Raw genomic sequence first — 18,128 nt, forward strand, 5'->3', positions numbered from 1 at the left:
CTTACAACAGAGAGGCGACGCTTTCACGTACCTGTGCCGGCCATACGCCACACTGAACCTGACCAATGTGTGGTAATTGCAGCAACAGCATGGTCAGACGCGACTGCCCAATTCCTCCACCAATCGTCTGTGGCATTTCACCGCGCAGCAGCGCCTGGTGCCATTCCAGACTCAGACGATCTTCATCTCCGGTCAGAGACAGCTGATGTTTCAGAGCGTCAGCATCCACACGGATCCCCATAGAAGACAGCTCAAACGCATCTTCCAGTACCGGGTTCCAGACCAGAATATCACCGTTCAGACCGGCGTGACCCAGCTCGGACGCTGAACTCCAGTCATCATAATCCGGCGCACGTACATCATGGCGGTGACCGTCGCTGAGCTTGCCGCCGATCCCCACCAGGAATACCGCGCCCAGCTCCTTAGCGATCGCACGTTCACGACCTTTTGCGTCAAGACCAGGATAACGAGATAACAGTTCCTGGCTATGAACAAAGTGGATCTGCTCTGGCAGGAACGGTGCTAGACCAAACTCTTTGCTCACCGCAGCTTCGGTAGCCTTAATTCCCGCCCAGATAGCCTCTACCGTGCTTTTCAGAGTGGAGAATTGACGCTCGCCGTCGCCCATCACGCGCTCCCAGTCCCACTGGTCAACATACACTGAGTGCAGCGGGGAAAGGCGGTCTTCATCAGGACGCAGGGCCTTCATATGCGTGTACAGCCCTTCGCCTGCGCTAAAGTCGTGTTGTCCTAATGTTTGACGCTTCCACTTCGCCAGTGAATGAACCACTTCGAATTGAGCGTCTGGCAATGCTTTAACCTTCACCTGCACCGCTTTTTCACAGCCCGACAAGTTATCTTGCGTGCCATCTCCTACGCGGCTGAGGATCGGAGCCTGAACTTCGATCAGACCTAAACGCTCTTCCAACTGACGAGAAAAATGAGATTTTACGAAGCTAATTTGACGTTGTTTGGCAATGTAAGCGGTTTTCATTATGTGTACTCCTGTGTCCTGTTGCCTATGATTAAGCAACAGAATGTAGGTAATATTCAATAATCAACAAACAAAAAGCCGTCTTCGATTTTGATTCGTTAAAATTAACGTCTAAAATAGAGGGAATCATTAATCTACATAAGAAAAACCTATGGAAAATTATCAGATCGACAATCTGGACCGCGGCATTCTTGACGCCCTGATGGAAAATGCCCGAACGGCCTATGCCGAATTGGCCAAACAGTTCGGCGTTAGCCCGGGGACAATTCACGTTCGCGTAGAGAAGATGAAGCAGGCCGGGATTATTACCGGCGCACGGATTGATGTTAGTCCCAAACAGTTGGGCTATGACGTCGGCTGCTTTATCGGCATCATCCTGAAAAGTGCGAAAGACTATCCGTCAGCGTTGGCCAGACTGGAAAGCCTCGATGAGGTGACCGAAGCGTATTACACCACCGGGCACTACAGCATCTTTATAAAGGTGATGTGCAAGTCGATCGACGCGTTACAGCAGGTACTTATCAACAAGATCCAAACAATTGATGAAATTCAGTCCACGGAGACCCTGATCGTCCTGCAAAACCCGATCATGCGTACCATCAAGCCATGATCGCTTTTTTTAATCCCCTATTTTTCCACAGGTAGATCCCAGCTCGCTCACAGCGTACAATACGCCCTCTTTATAAAGGTGGGCGATCATGGCAGAAATCACTCTTATCAGCGGCAGCACGCTTGGCAGTGCGGAATATGTAGCAGAGCATCTGGCTGAAAAACTGGACGACGCGGGTTTTTCCAGCGAAATACTGCATGGGCCAATGCTTGAAGAGGTCCCGACTGATGGGATCTGGCTGATTATTAGCTCCACGCACGGTGCGGGAGACATTCCTGACAACCTGCAGCCTTTATATGATGCCTTATGCGAGCAAAAACCGGACCTTTCACAAGTGCACTTTGGTGCAATCGGGATCGGCAGTCGTGAATATGACACCTTTTGCGGCGCAATCGACAAGCTGGAAGCCGAACTGAAAGCCTGCGGGGCAAAACAGATCGGCGAAACGCTCAGGATCAACGTACTGGAACATGAAATTCCGGAAGATCCGGCTGAAATTTGGCTGGGATCCTGGCATCCATTGCTCAGAGATTTGTAAAGATCGTACTTTTTTATGTGGATAACTCTGGTTAAAAGCTTGGATCAACCGGTAGTTATCCCAAGAACAACCGTTGTTCAGTTTTTGAGTTGTGTATAACCCTTCATTCTGCTCCCAGCTTATACGGGCCAGGATCACCGATCATTCACAGCTAATGATCCTCAACAACCTGTTGATCTTATTCAAAGGATCGCCCTTATCCACAGAAAGTTGCGATCCTAATAAGAGATCACAATAAAACAGATCTCTAAATAAAAAGATCTTCTTTTTAATACCCAGGATCCCAGGGCTTTCTCGATCGACTAAAGTTGAGTAGAATCCACGGCCCGGGCTTCAATCCACTTTCACACCGCGTTATGCGAGGCAATTACCATGTTTTATCAGGATCCTTTTGACGTCATCATCATTGGCGGGGGTCATGCAGGCACCGAGGCCGCAATGGCCGCGGCGCGAATGGGTCAACAGACTCTGCTTTTGACACACAATATCGACACTCTGGGACAGATGAGCTGCAACCCGGCGATCGGCGGTATTGGGAAGGGACACCTGGTAAAAGAAGTGGATGCGCTTGGTGGGTTGATGGCAAAAGCGATCGACCATGCAGGTATCCAGTTTAGGATACTAAACGCCAGCAAAGGGCCAGCCGTTCGTGCTACCCGAGCTCAGGCCGACCGTGTGCTCTATCGCCAGGCTGTACGCACCGCACTCGAGAATCAACCCAATCTGATGATCTTCCAACAGGCAGTTGAAGATCTGATTGTTGAAAACGATCGTGTTGTGGGTGCAGTGACCCAAATGGGACTGAAGTTCCGTGCCAAAGCGGTTGTGTTAACCGTAGGGACTTTTCTTGACGGCAAAATTCATATTGGTCTGGACAACTACAGCGGCGGCCGTGCTGGCGATCCGCCGTCTATCCCGCTGTCACGCCGTCTGCGTGAACTGCCGTTGCGCGTCAGCCGCCTGAAAACCGGTACGCCGCCGCGTATCGATGCACGCACTATTGATTTCAGCGTGCTCGGCCAGCAAAACAGCGATAACCCGATGCCGGTCTTCTCATTCTTGGGCGATGCTTCTCAACATCCGCGTCAGATGCCGTGTTACATCACGCATACCAATGAGAGAACCCATGACGTGATCCGCAATAACCTCGATCGTAGCCCGATGTACGCAGGCGTGATCGAAGGTATCGGTCCGCGCTACTGCCCGTCGATCGAAGACAAAGTGATGCGCTTTGCCGATCGTAATCAGCATCAGATCTTCCTCGAGCCGGAAGGACTGACGTCTAACGAAATTTATCCGAATGGTATCTCCACCAGCTTGCCGTTCGATGTGCAGATGCAAATTGTCCGCTCCATGCAGGGAATGGAAAATGCCAGAATCGTCCGTCCTGGCTACGCGATTGAGTATGATTTCTTCGATCCGCGCGACCTGAAACCCACTCTGGAAAGCAAATTCATCCAGGGTCTGTTCTTTGCGGGCCAGATTAACGGTACTACCGGTTACGAAGAAGCTGCTGCGCAAGGGATGTTGGCGGGTCTGAACGCCGCACGCTTGTCTGCTGAGAAAGACGGTTGGGCACCGCGTCGCGATCAGGCTTATCTTGGTGTACTGGTGGACGATCTGTGTACGCTTGGCACCAAAGAACCGTACCGTATGTTCACCTCACGCGCAGAATACCGTTTGATGCTGCGCGAAGATAACGCCGACCTGCGTCTGACCGAAATTGGTCGTGAACTGGGTCTGGTGGACGACGAGCGCTGGGCTCGTTTCAACGAGAAGCTGGAGCGTATCGAACAGGAACGTCAGCGTCTCAAATCAACCTGGGTAAATCCGTTAGCGGAATCTGCAGCAGAAGTGAATGCTCACCTGGCTACGCCTTTGTCACGTGAAGCCAGCGGTGAAGATCTCCTGCGCCGCCCGGATATGACCTATGCTCAGTTGACCTCTTTATCTGCGTTTGCACCAGCGCTCGACGATGCTCAGGCCGCGGAACAGGTTGAGATTCAGGTGAAATACGAAGGGTATATCGCCCGTCAGCAGGAAGAAATCGAAAGACAACAGCGTAATGAGAACACCCTGTTGCCTGCAACGCTGGATTATCGTCAGGTCTCAGGCTTGTCGAATGAAGTTATCGCCAAGCTGAACGATCACAAACCGGTATCGATCGGCCAGGCATCGCGTATTTCTGGCGTAACGCCTGCCGCCATTTCCATTCTGCTGGTATGGTTGAAGAAACAAGGTATGCTGCGCCGCAGCGCTTGATAACACTATTTTGGCGGCGGGCGCTTCGCCTGCCCGCCCTACAAATTTGTAGTCCCGATAAGCTATAGCGCATCGGGAAATTGATTATGAACAGGTAACGACCGTGCTCAACAAACTCTCTCGTCTGCTGGCTGATGCTGGTATTTCTCTTACCGATCACCAGAAAAATCAGCTGATTGCGTATGTCGATATGCTGCACAAATGGAACAAAGCGTACAACTTGACGTCGGTACGGGATCCCAACGAAATGCTGGTGCGCCATATTCTGGACAGTATTGTCGTCGCGCCGTATCTGAAGGGGGAGCGTTTTATTGACGTGGGTACGGGACCGGGCCTGCCGGGTATTCCTCTCTCTATCGTGCGCCCAGAAGCGCATTTCACACTGCTGGATAGTCTGGGAAAACGCGTCCGTTTCTTGCGTCAGGTGCAGCATGAGCTTGCGCTTACTAACATCACGCCTGTGCAAAGTCGCGTTGAAGAATTCCCTTCAGAGCCGCCGTTCGATGGGGTCATTAGCCGTGCGTTCGCGTCACTTACTGATATGGTGAGTTGGTGCCATCATTTGCCTGGCCTGGATGGGCGTTTTTATGCGCTAAAAGGGCAGTTGCCAGAAGACGAAATTGCTTCGTTGCCTGCAGAATTCAGCGTCGAGTCGGTCGAAAAATTACGCGTTCCGCAACTGGATGGTGAACGTCATCTGGTGGTTATTAAGCCAAACAAAATTTAATTTTTATCAAAAAAAATAGAAAAAAAACGGCTATTCAGGTGTTAAAAGTCATAGGGAATAGTGTGGTTAAATGTCGTTACAATTCACTAGCGCCTTACGGTTTTGCATCATAACTATAACGTACCGTTTTTTGTTAAAAGCGAAACAAGTCAGCTGTGAAAATATCAGTCTGCTAAAAATAGAACGTAAGAACCACCCGTTGTGTTAATTTTTTATTATAAATGTCAATGCGTGGTTTTTTTGTTGTTAGCTGTTGTTTTTGAAATAGTGGCTATTTTTACGCTTAAATATCAAAAAGATGAAAAGGCATCATTTGCCACGTAAATAAATTATGCGAAGGTGAATATGTTCAATATGTGATCTGGTGCACGCTTTGCCGCCAGTATTTACGCGGCATTTGCAGTTTTGCATGATCGTTCACAGTTTGCTTAAAAGTGATAAATGTGGGGTAGCGAAAAATATTTAAACATTTATTCACTTTTTAGCTACTTATTGTTTGAAATCACGAAGGCGCACCGTATAATTTGACCGCTTTTTGATGCTTGACTCTAAGCCATAAAGAACGTTTTATACGACACGCGGCATACCTCGAAGGGAGCAGGAGTAAAAACGTGATGTCTATGTCGCTCTTGAGTCGAAACGTTGCTCGTAAGCTTTTGCTCACACAGTTTCTGGCGGTAATAGCAAGTGGATTGCTGTTTAGCCTCAAAGACCCTTTCTGGGGCATCTCCGCATTGTGCGGTGGATTGGCAGTGTTACTGCCTAATGTGTTGTTTATGATATTTGCCTGGCGTCACCAGGCGCATACACCAGCTAAAGGCCGAGTAGCCTGGACGTTCGCCTTCGGCGAAGCCTTCAAGGTGTTAGCTATGCTGGTTTTGCTGGTGGTGGCGTTGGCTGTTTTGAAAGCGGTATTCATGCCGCTGATCGTTACGTGGGTTTTGGTGCTGGTGGTTCAGATACTGGCGCCGGCTGTAATTAACAACAAAGGGTAAAGGCATCATGGCTTCAGAAAATATGACGCCGCAGGATTACATAGGACACCATCTGAATAACCTTCAGTTGGACCTACGTACATTCTCGCTGGTGGATCCGCACAACCCCCCAGCCACCTTCTGGACGCTCAATATTGACTCCATTTTCTTCTCGGTGGTTCTGGGTCTGTTGTTCCTGCTTATGTTCCGTAGCGTAGCTAAAAAGGCGACCAGCGGCGTACCAGGTAAATTTCAGACCGCGATTGAGCTGGTAATCGGCTTTGTGCATGGTAGCGTGAAAGACATGTACCATGGCAAAAGCAAGCTGATTGCTCCGCTGGCCCTGACGATTTTCGTCTGGGTATTCCTGATGAACTTGATGGATTTACTGCCTATCGACCTGCTGCCGTACATCGGTGAGCATATCTTTGGCCTGCCGGCTCTGCGTGTGGTTCCGTCTGCTGACGTGAACATCACCCTGTCGATGGCGCTGGGCGTATTTATCCTCATTCTGTTCTACAGCATCAAAATGAAAGGCATCGGCGGCTTCGCGAAAGAGTTGACGCTGCAGCCGTTCAATCACTGGGCGTTCATCCCTGTCAACTTAATCCTTGAAGGGGTAAGCCTGCTGTCCAAACCAATTTCTCTTGGTCTGCGACTGTTCGGCAACATGTATGCCGGTGAGCTGATTTTCATTCTGATTGCTGGTCTGTTGCCGTGGTGGTCACAGTGGATCCTGAATGTGCCATGGGCCATTTTCCACATACTGATTATCACGCTGCAAGCCTTCATATTTATGGTTCTGACGATTGTCTATCTGTCGATGGCATCTGAAGAGCATTAATTTACCAACACTACTACGTTTTAACTGAAACAAACTGGAGACTGTCATGGAAAACCTGAATATGGATCTGCTGTACATTGCTGCCGCTGTGATGATGGGTCTGGCGGCAATCGGTGCTGCGATCGGTATCGGCATCCTCGGGGGTAAATTCCTGGAAGGCGCAGCGCGTCAACCGGATCTGATTCCTCTGCTGCGTACTCAGTTCTTTATCGTTATGGGTCTGGTGGATGCAATCCCAATGATCGCTGTAGGTCTGGGTCTGTACGTGATGTTTGCTGTCGCGTAGTAAGCGTTGCTTGAATTAAGAGCAATATCAGAACGTTAACTAGATAGAGGCATTGTGCTGTGAATCTTAACGCAACAATCCTCGGCCAGGCCATCGCGTTTGTCCTGTTCGTTCTGTTCTGCATGAAGTACGTATGGCCGCCTTTAATGGCTGCCATCGAAAAACGTCAAAAAGAAATTGCTGACGGCCTTGCTTCTGCAGAACGAGCACATAAGGATCTTGACCTTGCAAAGGCCAGCGCGACCGACCAGCTGAAAAAAGCGAAGGCGGAAGCTCAGGTAATCATCGAGCAGGCGAACAAACGCCGTGCTCAGATCCTGGACGAAGCTAAAACTGAAGCAGAGCAGGAACGTACTAAAATCGTGGCACAGGCGCAGGCGGAAATTGACGCCGAGCGTAAACGTGCTCGCGAAGAACTGCGTAAGCAAGTTGCTATCCTGGCTGTTGCTGGCGCCGAGAAGATCATCGAACGTTCCGTGGATGAAGCTGCTAATAGCGACATCGTGGACAAACTTGTCGCTGAACTGTAAGGAGGGAGGGGCTGATGTCTGAATTTATTACGGTAGCTCGCCCCTACGCCAAAGCAGCTTTTGACTTTGCCGTTGAGCACCAAAGCGTTGACCGTTGGCAGGATATGCTGACGTTTGCCGCTGAGGTGACGAAAAACGAACAAATGGCAGAGCTTCTCTCTGGCGCGCTGGCGCCGGAAACGCTCGCTGAGTCGTTTATCGCCGTGTGCGGTGAGCAGCTGGACGAAAGCGGCCAAAACCTGATTAGGGTAATGGCTGAAAATAACCGTCTGAATGCGCTCCCGGATGTTCTTGAGCAGTTTATTCATCTGCGTGCAGCCAGTGAGGCTATCTCTGAGGTAGAAGTCACTTCTGCCAATGCACTGAGTGATGAACAGCTTACGAAGATTAGTGCAGCGATGGAAAAACGTCTGTCACGCAAAGTTAAGCTGAATTGCAAAATCGATAAGTCTGTAATGGCTGGCGTAATCATCCGAGCGGGTGATATGGTCATTGATGGCAGCGTACGCGGCCGTCTTGAGCGCCTTGCAGACGTCTTGCAGTCTTAAGGGGACTGGAGCATGCAACTGAATTCCACCGAAATCAGCGAACTGATCAAGCAGCGCATTGCTCAGTTCAATGTTGTGAGCGAAGCTCACAACGAAGGTACTATTGTTTCTGTAAGTGACGGTGTTATCCGCATTCACGGCCTGGCCGATTGTATGCAGGGTGAGATGATTTCCCTGCCGGGTAACCGTTACGCTATCGCACTGAACCTGGAGCGCGACTCCGTAGGTGCCGTTGTGATGGGTCCATACGCTGACCTCGCCGAAGGCATGAAGGTTAAGTGTACGGGTCGTATTCTGGAAGTTCCGGTTGGCCGTGGCCTGCTGGGTCGTGTGGTGAACACTCTGGGTTCTCCAATTGACGGTAAAGGTCCGGTTGATAACGATGGCTTCTCGCCAATCGAAGTTATCGCACCAGGCGTAATCGAACGTCAGTCCGTCGACCAGCCAGTACAGACAGGTTATAAATCTGTTGATGCCATGATCCCAATCGGTCGTGGCCAGCGTGAGCTGATCATCGGTGACCGTCAGACAGGTAAAACCGCGATGGCAATCGACGCCATCATCAACCAGCGTGATTCCGGTATCAAATGTGTGTACGTGGCTATCGGCCAGAAAGCGTCCACCATTTCTAACGTGGTTCGTAAACTGGAAGAACACGGCGCACTGTCCAACACCATCGTTGTTGTGGCGACCGCGTCTGAATCTGCTGCTCTGCAATACCTGGCGCCATATGCCGGTTGCGCAATGGGCGAATACTTCCGTGACCGCGGTGAAGACGCGCTGATCGTTTACGATGACCTGTCTAAACAGGCTGTTGCTTACCGTCAGGTTTCCCTGCTGCTCCGTCGTCCACCAGGACGTGAAGCATTCCCGGGCGACGTATTTTACCTCCACTCCCGTCTGCTGGAGCGCGCATCCCGCGTAAACGCGGAATACGTTGAGAAGTTCACCAATGGTGAAGTTAAAGGTAAAACCGGCTCCCTGACCGCTCTGCCGATTATCGAAACCCAGGCGGGTGACGTTTCTGCGTTCGTTCCGACCAACGTAATTTCCATTACAGATGGTCAGATCTTCCTGGAAACCAACCTGTTCAACTCCGGTATTCGTCCGGCAGTTAACCCGGGTATCTCCGTATCTCGTGTAGGTGGTGCAGCGCAGACCAAGATCATCAAGAAACTGTCCGGTGGTATTCGTACCGCACTGGCGCAGTATCGTGAACTGGCAGCGTTTTCTCAGTTCGCTTCCGACCTGGATGAAGCTACTCGTAAGCAGCTGAGCCACGGTCAGAAAGTAACTGAACTGCTGAAGCAGAAACAGTACGCCCCAATGTCTGTAGCACAGCAGGGTGTGGTGCTGTTTGCGGCTGAACGCGGTTACCTCGAAGATGTGGAACTGGCGAAAATCGGTAGCTTTGAAGCCGCTCTGCTGGCTTACGTTGACCGTGACCACGCTCCGCTGATGCAAGAGATCAACCAGTCCGGTGGCTATAACGATGAAATCGAAGGCAAGCTGAAAGCTATCCTCGATTCCTTCAAGGCAACCCAGTCCTGGTAACGTCTGGCGGTCTGCTTTAGGGCGGACCGCAAGGCATTGAGGAGAAGCTCATGGCCGGCGCAAAAGAGATACGTAGTAAGATCGCAAGCGTCCAGAACACGCAGAAGATCACTAAAGCGATGGAGATGGTCGCCGCTTCCAAAATGCGTAAATCGCAGGATCGCATGGCGGCCAGCCGTCCTTATGCAGAGACCATGCGCAAAGTGATTGGTCACCTTGCGAATGGTAATCTGGAATATAAGCACCCTTACCTGGAAGAACGCGACGTTAAGCGCGTGGGCTACCTGGTGGTGTCGACCGACCGTGGTCTGTGCGGTGGCTTGAACATTAACCTGTTCAAAAAGCTGCTGGCGGATATGAAAGCATGGTCCGATAAAGGCGTTCAGTGCGATATCGCAATGATCGGCTCTAAGGGCGTGTCTTTCTTTAACTCCGTTGGCGGTAATGTGATTGCTCAGGTAACCGGCATGGGGGATAACCCTTCCCTGTCCGAACTGATCGGTCCGGTTAAAGTGATGCTGCAGGCCTACGATGAAGGTCGTCTGGACAGACTGTACGTTGTCAGCAACAAATTTATTAACACCATGTCTCAGACGCCAACCATCACCCAACTGCTGCCTCTGCCGGCATCAGATGATGATGAATTGAAGCGTAAATCCTGGGATTACCTGTATGAGCCAGACCCGAAAGCGCTGCTGGATACCCTGCTGCGTCGTTATGTCGAGTCTCAGGTTTATCAGGGCGTGGTAGAAAACCTGGCCAGCGAGCAGGCCGCACGTATGGTGGCGATGAAAGCCGCGACCGACAATGGCGGCAGCCTGATTAAAGAGCTGCAGTTGGTATACAACAAAGCTCGTCAGGCCAGCATTACTCAGGAACTCACCGAAATCGTCGGTGGTGCATCCGCGGTATAACCAGGTTAATTCGTAGAGGATTCAAGATGGCTACTGGAAAAATTGTCCAGGTAATCGGCGCCGTGGTTGACGTCGAATTCCCTCAGGATGCCGTACCGCGCGTGTACGATGCTCTTGAGGTTATGAATGGTAAAGAGAGCCTGGTGCTGGAAGTTCAGCAGCAGCTCGGCGGCGGTATCGTACGTACCATCGCCATGGGTTCTTCCGACGGTCTGCGTCGTGGTCTGGAAGTCAAAGATCTCGAGCACCCGATCGAAGTCCCGGTAGGTAAAGCAACTCTGGGTCGTATCATGAACGTCCTGGGTCACCCGATCGACATGAAAGGCGATATCGGTGAAGAAGAGCGTTGGGCTATCCACCGCGCGGCACCTTCCTATGAAGAGCTGTCCAGCTCCCAGGAACTGCTGGAAACCGGCATCAAAGTTATCGACCTGATGTGTCCGTTCGCTAAGGGCGGTAAAGTTGGTCTGTTCGGTGGTGCGGGTGTAGGTAAAACCGTAAACATGATGGAGCTGATCCGTAACATCGCGATCGAACACTCCGGTTACTCCGTGTTTGCGGGCGTGGGTGAACGTACTCGTGAGGGTAACGACTTCTACCACGAAATGACCGACTCCAACGTTCTGGACAAAGTATCCCTGGTATATGGCCAGATGAACGAGCCGCCGGGAAACCGTCTGCGCGTTGCTCTGACCGGTCTGACCATGGCAGAGAAGTTCCGTGACGAAGGTCGTGACGTTCTGCTGTTCGTTGATAACATCTATCGTTACACCCTGGCCGGTACAGAAGTATCCGCACTGCTGGGTCGTATGCCATCAGCGGTAGGCTACCAGCCGACCCTGGCGGAAGAGATGGGTGTTCTTCAGGAACGTATCACCTCTACCAAAACCGGTTCTATCACCTCCGTTCAGGCGGTATATGTACCTGCGGATGACTTGACTGACCCATCCCCAGCAACCACCTTTGCTCACTTAGATGCAACCGTGGTACTGAGCCGTCAGATCGCATCTCTGGGTATCTACCCGGCAGTTGACCCGCTGGACTCCACCAGCCGTCAGTTGGATCCGCTGGTTGTTGGTCAGGAACACTACGACACCGCGCGTGGCGTACAGTCTCTGCTGCAGCGTTATCAGGAACTGAAAGACATCATCGCCATCCTGGGTATGGATGAACTGTCTGAAGAAGACAAACTGGTGGTAGCACGCGCACGTAAAATTCAGCGCTTCCTGTCCCAGCCGTTCTTCGTTGCGGAAGTATTCACCGGTTCTCCGGGTAAATACGTATCCCTGAAAGACACCATCCGTGGCTTTAAAGGCATCATGGAAGGCGAATACGACCACCTGCCAGAGCAGGCGTTCTACATGGTTGGTTCTATCGACGAAGCCGTGGAAAAAGCCAAAAAACTTTAACGCCTTAATCGGAGGGTGATATGGCAATGACTTACCACCTGGACGTCGTCAGCGCAGAGCAGCAAATGTTCTCTGGTCTGGTCGAAAAAATCCAGGTAACGGGTAGTGAAGGTGAACTGGGTATTTTCCCGGGTCACGCACCGCTGCTCACCGCCATTAAGCCTGGTATGATCCGCATCGTTAAACAGTTCGGTCATGAAGAGTTTATCTATCTGTCCGGCGGCATTCTCGAAGTGCAGCCTGGCAGCGTGACCGTTCTGGCTGATACCGCGATTCGCGGACAGGATCTCGATGAAGCGAGAGCCCTGGAAGCGAAGCGTAAGGCTGAAGAGCACATTAAGAGCTCTCATGGTGACGTGGATTACGCTCAGGCATCTGCGGAACTGGCCAAAGCGATCGCGAAACTGCGCGTTATCGAGTTGACCAAAAAAGCGATGTAACACCGGCTTGAAAAGCACAAAAGCCAGTCTGGTTGCCAGGCTGGCTTTTTTTATGGTTTTGTTTCAGTGAAAGTGGAACTAAAAAGCTGTTTTATATTTTTGTGATTTGTGTCACAAAAATATTGATCGGTTAAAAAATGAGGCGTAGACTCTTTTTTGTGTGATGTGTGTCACATAATTAACTCAGATAAAAACAGGATACCAACATGAAACTGATTAACAAAATCATCGCCCTTTTCAGCAGTATGGAAGTTTAGTCTTCCCGACCTGCTCTGTGGCGCGATGCTTCATACGGTTATCAGCACGCGCCAGCTGTTATTAAATCCCCCTCCTCCGCTTGATCGTTTGTCCTCTTCCCTTTTAAAACTCTATTTTCCCTGTCTGTTTTTTTTGCTTCTCGCTGAATCACATTAATAAAATTGTATTTTTCTTTTGTAACTCTTTATTCATGCAGTAAAAAAATAGCAAAAACATTAACCTAAGGCTTTAATAAGAGCTGCCTCCTGGTTTTTGGGAGACAAAAGACGCCGAAATAGACGAAAATAGAGTGTTATCAGAGGGGAAATTTCCCCGATTGAACGTTTTATCTTCGGTCCATTTCACGATGAAAAAAATGTAGTATTTTCAATGTGAAACGGTATAAATTCGTTCTCAAATTACAGTCAGGACGTGTATGTTGAATAATGCTATGAGCGTCGTGATCCTTGCCGCAGGCAAAGGCACGCGTATGTATTCCGATCTCCCTAAAGTGCTGCATACCCTCGCAGGAAAGCCGATGGTTCAGCATGTCATTGATGCCGCTAATGAATTAGGTGCCACTCACGTACATCTGGTCTACGGGCACGGTGGTGATTTGCTTAAGCAGACGCTGAAAGATGGCAATCTAAACTGGATTCTGCAGGCAGAGCAGTTGGGGACCGGCCATGCAATGCAGCAGGCAGCGCCATTCTTTGGTGATGACGAAGACATTTTAATGCTCTATGGCGATGTGCCGCTGATCTCTACCGATACCTTACGTAGCCTGCGTGATGCTAAACCGCAGGGCGGCATCGGCCTGTTAACGGTAAAACTGGATGATCCATCCGGCTATGGGCGTATTACGCGTGAGAACGGTAACGTCACCGGTATCGTCGAGCATAAAGATGCAACTGACGAGCAGCGCCAAATCCAGGAAATCAACACTGGTATTCTGATTGCCAATGGCGCTGATATGAAGCGCTGGCTGTCCAAACTCACCAATAACAATGCGCAGGGTGAATACTACATCACCGATATCATTGCGATGGCGTATCAGGAAGGACGCGAAATTGCTGCGGTACATCCGGCACGTATTAGCGAAACGGAAGGGGTGAATAACCGTCTTCAGTTATCCCGTCTGGAGCGTGTTTATCAGTCTGAGCAAGCAGAGAAACTGTTGTTGGCGGGCGTGATGCTGCGCGATCCTGCACGTTTTGATCTTCGCGGTACGCTTATTCACGGGCGCGATGTTGAAATTGATACTAACGTTATCATTGAAGGTAACGTAACCGTTGGGGATCGCGTCAAGATTGGTGCTGGCTGTATCATCAAAAACAGCGTGATTGGTGAAGGTTGTGAGCTTAGCCCATACAGTGTGGTGGAAGATGCCCATCTGGAAGCCGCTTGCACCATCGGTCCATTCGCGCGTCTGCGCCCGGGTGCTGAGCTGCAGGAAGGCGCGCACGTGGGTAACTTCGTCGAAATGAAAAAAGCGCGTCTGGGTAAAGGTTCTAAAGCCGGTCATCTGACCTATCTGGGCGATGCGGAAATCGGCGATAACGTGAATATCGGCGCAGGTACGATTACCTGCAACTACGATGGTGCCAATAAGTTTAAAACCATTATTGGTGATGATGTGTTTGTGGGTTCTGATACTCAGTTGGTGGCGCCTGTCACCGTGGGTAAAGGTGCCACCATCGCTGCTGGCACTACCGTAACGCGTAATGTCGCCGATAACGAACTGGTATTAAGTCGTGTACCTCAGGTCCATAAACAGGGCTGGCAGCGTCCGGTGAAGAAGAAGTAAGTGATTTTTGCCGGATGGCGGCCTACGTGCGGTGACGTTTTGTAGGCCTGATAAGCGTAAGCGCCATCAGGCAGACAAGAGATGAGGGGATAACATAATCCTCCGCTCAACAAGCAGTACCATAAAAATAACCCCACTCTCTACAAGGCTCGGGGCGCCCGGAAAGGGCAAATACAGGTCAGCGACAACGACAGGCAAATGCCTAAATTCGGAATCAAAAAATATGTGTGGAATTGTTGGCGCTATCGCGCAGCGTGATGTAGCTGAAATCCTTCTCGAAGGTTTACGTCGTCTGGAATATCGTGGTTATGACTCTGCTGGTCTGGCCGTTGTCGATGCTGAAGGCAACATGACCCGTCTGCGTCGTCTGGGTAAAGTGCAGATGCTGACTGCTGCTGCGGAAGAACATCCGCTGCATGGTGGTACAGGTATCGCTCATACCCGTTGGGCGACACACGGTGAACCTTCAGAAGCGAACGCGCATCCCCATGTTTCTGAACACATTGTTGTGGTGCATAACGGCATCATTGAAAACCATGAACCTCTGCGTGAACTACTGAAAACCCGTGGTTACACCTTTGTTTCTGAAACCGACACCGAAGTGATTGCTCACCTGGTGCATTGGGAACTGGAACAGGGTGGTACGCTGCGTGAAGCTGTACTGCGTACTATTCCACAGTTGCGCGGTGCCTATGGCACGGTGATCATGGATACGCGTAACCCAGAAACGCTGCTGGCGGCCCGTTCAGGTAGCCCGCTGGTGATTGGTCTGGGGATGGGGGAAAACTTTATCGCTTCCGATCAGCTGGCGCTGCTGCCGGTAACCCGTCGCTTTATCTTCCTGGAAGAAGGTGACATCGCAGAAGTGACCCGTCGTTCTGTCTCTATTTTTGACAAGTCTGGCGCACAAGTGAAGCGTCAGGATATCGAATCGAATCTGCAGTATGACGCGGGCGAAAAAGGTATTTATCGCCACTACATGCAGAAAGAGATCTACGAACAGCCTAACGCAATTAAAAATACGCTGACCGGTCGCATTAGTCACGGTGAAGTGGATTTAAGCGAGCTGGGTTCACGTGCCAACGAGTTGCTGTCTCAGGTTGAGCATATCCAGATTATCGCCTGCGGTACGTCCTACAACTCCGGTATGGTGTCCCGCTACTGGTTTGAATCGCTGGCTGGTATTCCTTGTGATGTCGAAATCGCTTCCGAGTTCCGCTATCGCAAATCCGCCGTGCGTCGTAACAGCCTGATGATTACCCTTTCCCAGTCCGGTGAAACGGCGGATACCCTGGCGGGTCTGCGCTTATCTAAAGAGCTGGGCTATCTGGGCTCGCTGGCTATTTGTAACGTACCGGGATCTTCTCTGGTGCGCGAATCCGACCTGGCGATGATGACCAATGCCGGTACCGAAATCGGTGTGGCCTCGACGAAAGCATTTACCACCCAACTGACCGTTCTGCTGATGCTGGTGGCGAAACTGTCTCGTCTGAAAGGTCTGGATGCGTCTATCGAGCAGGAGATCGTTCATGGTCTGCAGGCACTGCCGAGCCGTATTGAGCAGATGCTGTCTCAGGACAAACGCATTGCCGCTCTGGCGGAAGGTTTCTCAGACAAACACCATGCGCTGTTCCTGGGCCGTGGCGATCAGTACCCGATTGCGCTGGAAGGCGCGCTGAAGCTGAAAGAGATCTCTTATATTCACGCTGAAGCTTATGCTGCAGGCGAACTGAAACACGGTCCGCTGGCGCTGATTGATGCCGATATGCCGGTTATCGTAGTTGCACCGAACAACGAACTGTTGGAAAAACTGAAATCCAACATTGAAGAAGTTCGCGCTCGTGGCGGTCAGTTGTACGTCTTTGCGGACCAGGATGCTGGCTTTACCAGCAGCGAAAACATGCACATCATTGAGATGCCGCATGTGGAAGAGGTGATTGCACCGATCTTCTACACCGTTCCGCTGCAGTTGCTGGCGTATCACGTGGCGCTGATTAAAGGCACCGACGTGGACCAGCCGCGTAACCTGGCAAAGTCGGTTACCGTAGAGTAATCCGCACTTAACTGAACTGAAAATGCCCTGCTGCAAGCGGGGCATTTTTTTAGCTTGTTCTGTTTTTAATCAATTATCCCGCCTGTTTTATGTGACAAACCGTTATCTTCAACTACTGTTTTCAGTGTCATAAAAAGAAAATTTCAGCGAAATGTTATTGTCATGATGGTGATTAACATTCTGTTTTAAATGTATTTTTAGATAAAAAACTTCCCAAGTTTTTCATTGTCATAAAACTGTCATATTTCGTACATTTAACTGTCACCTGTTTGTCCTATTTTGCTCACAGTAGCAACTCAAACAACGATTTACGAAAACCGTGCAGGAGACATTATGAAAGTTATGCGTACCACTGTCGCAACTGTTGTCGCCGCGACCTTATCCATGAGCGCGTTTTCTGCGTTTGCAGCAGCGAGCCTGACAGGTGCAGGTGCAACATTCCCTGCGCCAGTGTATGCCAAATGGGCAGATACCTATCAGAAAGAGACCGGTAGCAAAGTAAACTACCAGGGTATCGGCTCCTCCGGTGGTGTAAAACAAATTACGGCCAATACCGTTGATTTCGGCGCCTCTGACGCACCGTTGTCTGACGAGAAACTGGCGCAAGAAGGCCTGTTCCAGTTCCCGACTGTTATCGGTGGTGTGGTGCTGGCGGTGAACATCCCTGGCCTGAAATCCGGCGAACTGGTGCTGGACGGTAAAACGCTGGGCGACATCTACCTCGGTAAAATTAAGAAGTGGGATGATGAAGCCATCACCAAACTGAACCCGGGTCTGAAGCTGCCTTCTCAGAATATCGCCGTTGTGCGTCGTGCTGACGGTTCCGGTACTTCATTCGTTTTCACCAGCTACCTGGCGAAAGTGAACGAAGAGTGGAAATCTAAAATTGGTTCCGGCTCTACCGTTAACTGGCCGACCGGTCTGGGTGGTAAAGGTAACGACGGTATCGCTGCGTTCGTACAGCGTCTGCCGGGTTCTATCGGCTACGTTGAGTACGCTTACGCTAAGCAGAACAACCTGGCGTACACCAAGCTGGTCTCTGCTGATGGCAAACCGGTAAGTCCGACCGAAGAAAACTTTGCCAACGCTGCAAAAGGCGCTGACTGGAGCAAAACCTTCGCTCAGGATCTGACTAACCAGAAAGGTGATGATGCGTGGCCGATCACTTCCACCACCTTCATCCTGGTGCATAAAGAGCAGAAGAAACCTGAGCAGGGCGCTGAAGTGCTGAAGTTCTTCGATTGGGCGTACAAAAATGGCGGCAAACAGGCTAATGACCTGGATTACGCCAGCCTGCCGGACAGCGTGGTTGAGCAGATTCGTGCTGCATGGAAGACCAACGTGAAGGACAGCAGCGGTAAAGCGCTGTACTAAATACCCGTCATACTTCGAGCCGCAGCT

General features: G+C 50.7%; 17 protein-coding genes. 16 read left to right on the forward strand and 1 reads right to left on the reverse strand.

The window, feature by feature from the left end:
* Position 1 precedes the first annotated feature (1 nt).
* On the reverse strand, positions 2-994 hold the full coding sequence (gene asnA / locus HV352_RS23415; protein ID WP_016155087.1) for an aspartate--ammonia ligase: 993 nt from the start codon (positions 992-994) through the stop codon (positions 2-4).
* A gap of 151 nt (positions 995-1,145) precedes the next feature.
* Between asnA and asnC the strand changes: the two genes are divergently transcribed.
* The 16 genes from asnC to pstS all read left to right on the forward strand — a co-directional run bounded on the left by asnC (position 1,146) and on the right by pstS (position 18,101).
* Entirely contained in the window at positions 1,146-1,604 is a 459-nt protein-coding gene (gene asnC / locus HV352_RS23420; RefSeq protein WP_003023780.1) for a transcriptional regulator AsnC, read from the forward strand.
* A gap of 88 nt (positions 1,605-1,692) precedes the next feature.
* Entirely contained in the window at positions 1,693-2,142 is a 450-nt protein-coding gene (mioC, locus tag HV352_RS23425) for an FMN-binding protein MioC (RefSeq protein ID WP_016155086.1), read from the forward strand.
* 372 nt (positions 2,143-2,514) lie between these two features.
* Complete coding sequence (mnmG, locus tag HV352_RS23430; protein ID WP_016155085.1) at positions 2,515-4,404, forward strand: tRNA uridine-5-carboxymethylaminomethyl(34) synthesis enzyme MnmG; 1,890 nt, start codon at positions 2,515-2,517, stop codon at positions 4,402-4,404.
* A gap of 103 nt (positions 4,405-4,507) precedes the next feature.
* Positions 4,508-5,131: a 16S rRNA (guanine(527)-N(7))-methyltransferase RsmG gene (gene rsmG / locus HV352_RS23435; RefSeq protein WP_016155084.1), complete on the forward strand. Its 624-nt coding sequence runs from the start codon at positions 4,508-4,510 to the stop codon at positions 5,129-5,131.
* 614 nt (positions 5,132-5,745) lie between these two features.
* The gene (atpI, locus tag HV352_RS23440; RefSeq protein WP_003023790.1) at positions 5,746-6,126 is read left to right on the forward strand and encodes a F0F1 ATP synthase subunit I; all 381 of its coding nucleotides are present in this window, start codon (positions 5,746-5,748) and stop codon (positions 6,124-6,126) included.
* A 7-nt stretch (positions 6,127-6,133) separates the two neighbouring features.
* Entirely contained in the window at positions 6,134-6,949 is an 816-nt protein-coding gene (gene atpB / locus HV352_RS23445) for a F0F1 ATP synthase subunit A (protein WP_003023792.1), read from the forward strand.
* Between the two features lie 46 nt (positions 6,950-6,995).
* On the forward strand, positions 6,996-7,235 hold the full coding sequence (gene atpE, locus HV352_RS23450) for a F0F1 ATP synthase subunit C (RefSeq protein WP_003023794.1): 240 nt from the start codon (positions 6,996-6,998) through the stop codon (positions 7,233-7,235).
* 59 nt (positions 7,236-7,294) lie between these two features.
* Positions 7,295-7,765, forward strand: coding sequence for a F0F1 ATP synthase subunit B (gene atpF / locus HV352_RS23455; RefSeq protein WP_003827022.1), 471 nt, complete (start codon positions 7,295-7,297; stop codon positions 7,763-7,765).
* Between the two features lie 14 nt (positions 7,766-7,779).
* Positions 7,780-8,313, forward strand: a complete 534-nt coding sequence (atpH, locus tag HV352_RS23460; RefSeq protein WP_006687767.1) for a F0F1 ATP synthase subunit delta — start codon at positions 7,780-7,782, stop codon at positions 8,311-8,313.
* 12 nt (positions 8,314-8,325) lie between these two features.
* The gene (atpA, locus tag HV352_RS23465) at positions 8,326-9,867 is read left to right on the forward strand and encodes a F0F1 ATP synthase subunit alpha (RefSeq protein ID WP_003023802.1); all 1,542 of its coding nucleotides are present in this window, start codon (positions 8,326-8,328) and stop codon (positions 9,865-9,867) included.
* Positions 9,868-9,917: 50 nt separating this feature from the next.
* Positions 9,918-10,781, forward strand: a complete 864-nt coding sequence (atpG, locus tag HV352_RS23470) for a F0F1 ATP synthase subunit gamma (RefSeq protein WP_016155083.1) — start codon at positions 9,918-9,920, stop codon at positions 10,779-10,781.
* Positions 10,782-10,807: 26 nt separating this feature from the next.
* The gene (gene atpD, locus HV352_RS23475; protein ID WP_003023806.1) at positions 10,808-12,190 is read left to right on the forward strand and encodes a F0F1 ATP synthase subunit beta; all 1,383 of its coding nucleotides are present in this window, start codon (positions 10,808-10,810) and stop codon (positions 12,188-12,190) included.
* Positions 12,191-12,210: 20 nt separating this feature from the next.
* Positions 12,211-12,630, forward strand: a complete 420-nt coding sequence (locus HV352_RS23480; RefSeq protein WP_003023809.1) for a F0F1 ATP synthase subunit epsilon — start codon at positions 12,211-12,213, stop codon at positions 12,628-12,630.
* A 673-nt stretch (positions 12,631-13,303) separates the two neighbouring features.
* Positions 13,304-14,674, forward strand: a complete 1,371-nt coding sequence (gene glmU, locus HV352_RS23485) for a bifunctional UDP-N-acetylglucosamine diphosphorylase/glucosamine-1-phosphate N-acetyltransferase GlmU (RefSeq protein WP_019077996.1) — start codon at positions 13,304-13,306, stop codon at positions 14,672-14,674.
* Positions 14,675-14,897: 223 nt separating this feature from the next.
* Complete coding sequence (gene glmS, locus HV352_RS23490) at positions 14,898-16,727, forward strand: glutamine--fructose-6-phosphate transaminase (isomerizing) (protein WP_016155081.1); 1,830 nt, start codon at positions 14,898-14,900, stop codon at positions 16,725-16,727.
* 333 nt (positions 16,728-17,060) lie between these two features.
* Positions 17,061-18,101 (forward strand): phosphate ABC transporter substrate-binding protein PstS, encoded by a 1,041-nt coding sequence (gene pstS / locus HV352_RS23495; protein WP_016155079.1) that lies wholly within the window; start codon positions 17,061-17,063, stop codon positions 18,099-18,101.
* Positions 18,102-18,128 lie beyond the last annotated feature (27 nt).

The organism is Citrobacter sp. RHBSTW-01044 (assembly GCF_013781945.1).
Taxonomy (GTDB): Bacteria; Pseudomonadota; Gammaproteobacteria; order Enterobacterales; family Enterobacteriaceae; genus Citrobacter; species Citrobacter braakii.

Coding starts and splice junctions, on each gene's coding strand:
- asnA (WP_016155087.1), bottom strand. CDS start 994: ATGAAAACCGCTTACATTGCCAAACAACGTCAAATTAGCTTCGTAAAA.
- asnC (WP_003023780.1), top strand. CDS start 1,146: ATGGAAAATTATCAGATCGACAATCTGGACCGCGGCATTCTTGACGCC.
- mioC (WP_016155086.1), top strand. CDS start 1,693: ATGGCAGAAATCACTCTTATCAGCGGCAGCACGCTTGGCAGTGCGGAA.
- mnmG (WP_016155085.1), top strand. CDS start 2,515: ATGTTTTATCAGGATCCTTTTGACGTCATCATCATTGGCGGGGGTCAT.
- atpI (WP_003023790.1), top strand. CDS start 5,746: ATGTCTATGTCGCTCTTGAGTCGAAACGTTGCTCGTAAGCTTTTGCTC.
- atpB (WP_003023792.1), top strand. CDS start 6,134: ATGGCTTCAGAAAATATGACGCCGCAGGATTACATAGGACACCATCTG.
- atpE (WP_003023794.1), top strand. CDS start 6,996: ATGGAAAACCTGAATATGGATCTGCTGTACATTGCTGCCGCTGTGATG.
- atpH (WP_006687767.1), top strand. CDS start 7,780: ATGTCTGAATTTATTACGGTAGCTCGCCCCTACGCCAAAGCAGCTTTT.
- atpA (WP_003023802.1), top strand. CDS start 8,326: ATGCAACTGAATTCCACCGAAATCAGCGAACTGATCAAGCAGCGCATT.
- atpG (WP_016155083.1), top strand. CDS start 9,918: ATGGCCGGCGCAAAAGAGATACGTAGTAAGATCGCAAGCGTCCAGAAC.
- atpD (WP_003023806.1), top strand. CDS start 10,808: ATGGCTACTGGAAAAATTGTCCAGGTAATCGGCGCCGTGGTTGACGTC.
- HV352_RS23480 (WP_003023809.1), top strand. CDS start 12,211: ATGGCAATGACTTACCACCTGGACGTCGTCAGCGCAGAGCAGCAAATG.
- glmU (WP_019077996.1), top strand. CDS start 13,304: ATGTTGAATAATGCTATGAGCGTCGTGATCCTTGCCGCAGGCAAAGGC.
- glmS (WP_016155081.1), top strand. CDS start 14,898: ATGTGTGGAATTGTTGGCGCTATCGCGCAGCGTGATGTAGCTGAAATC.
- pstS (WP_016155079.1), top strand. CDS start 17,061: ATGAAAGTTATGCGTACCACTGTCGCAACTGTTGTCGCCGCGACCTTA.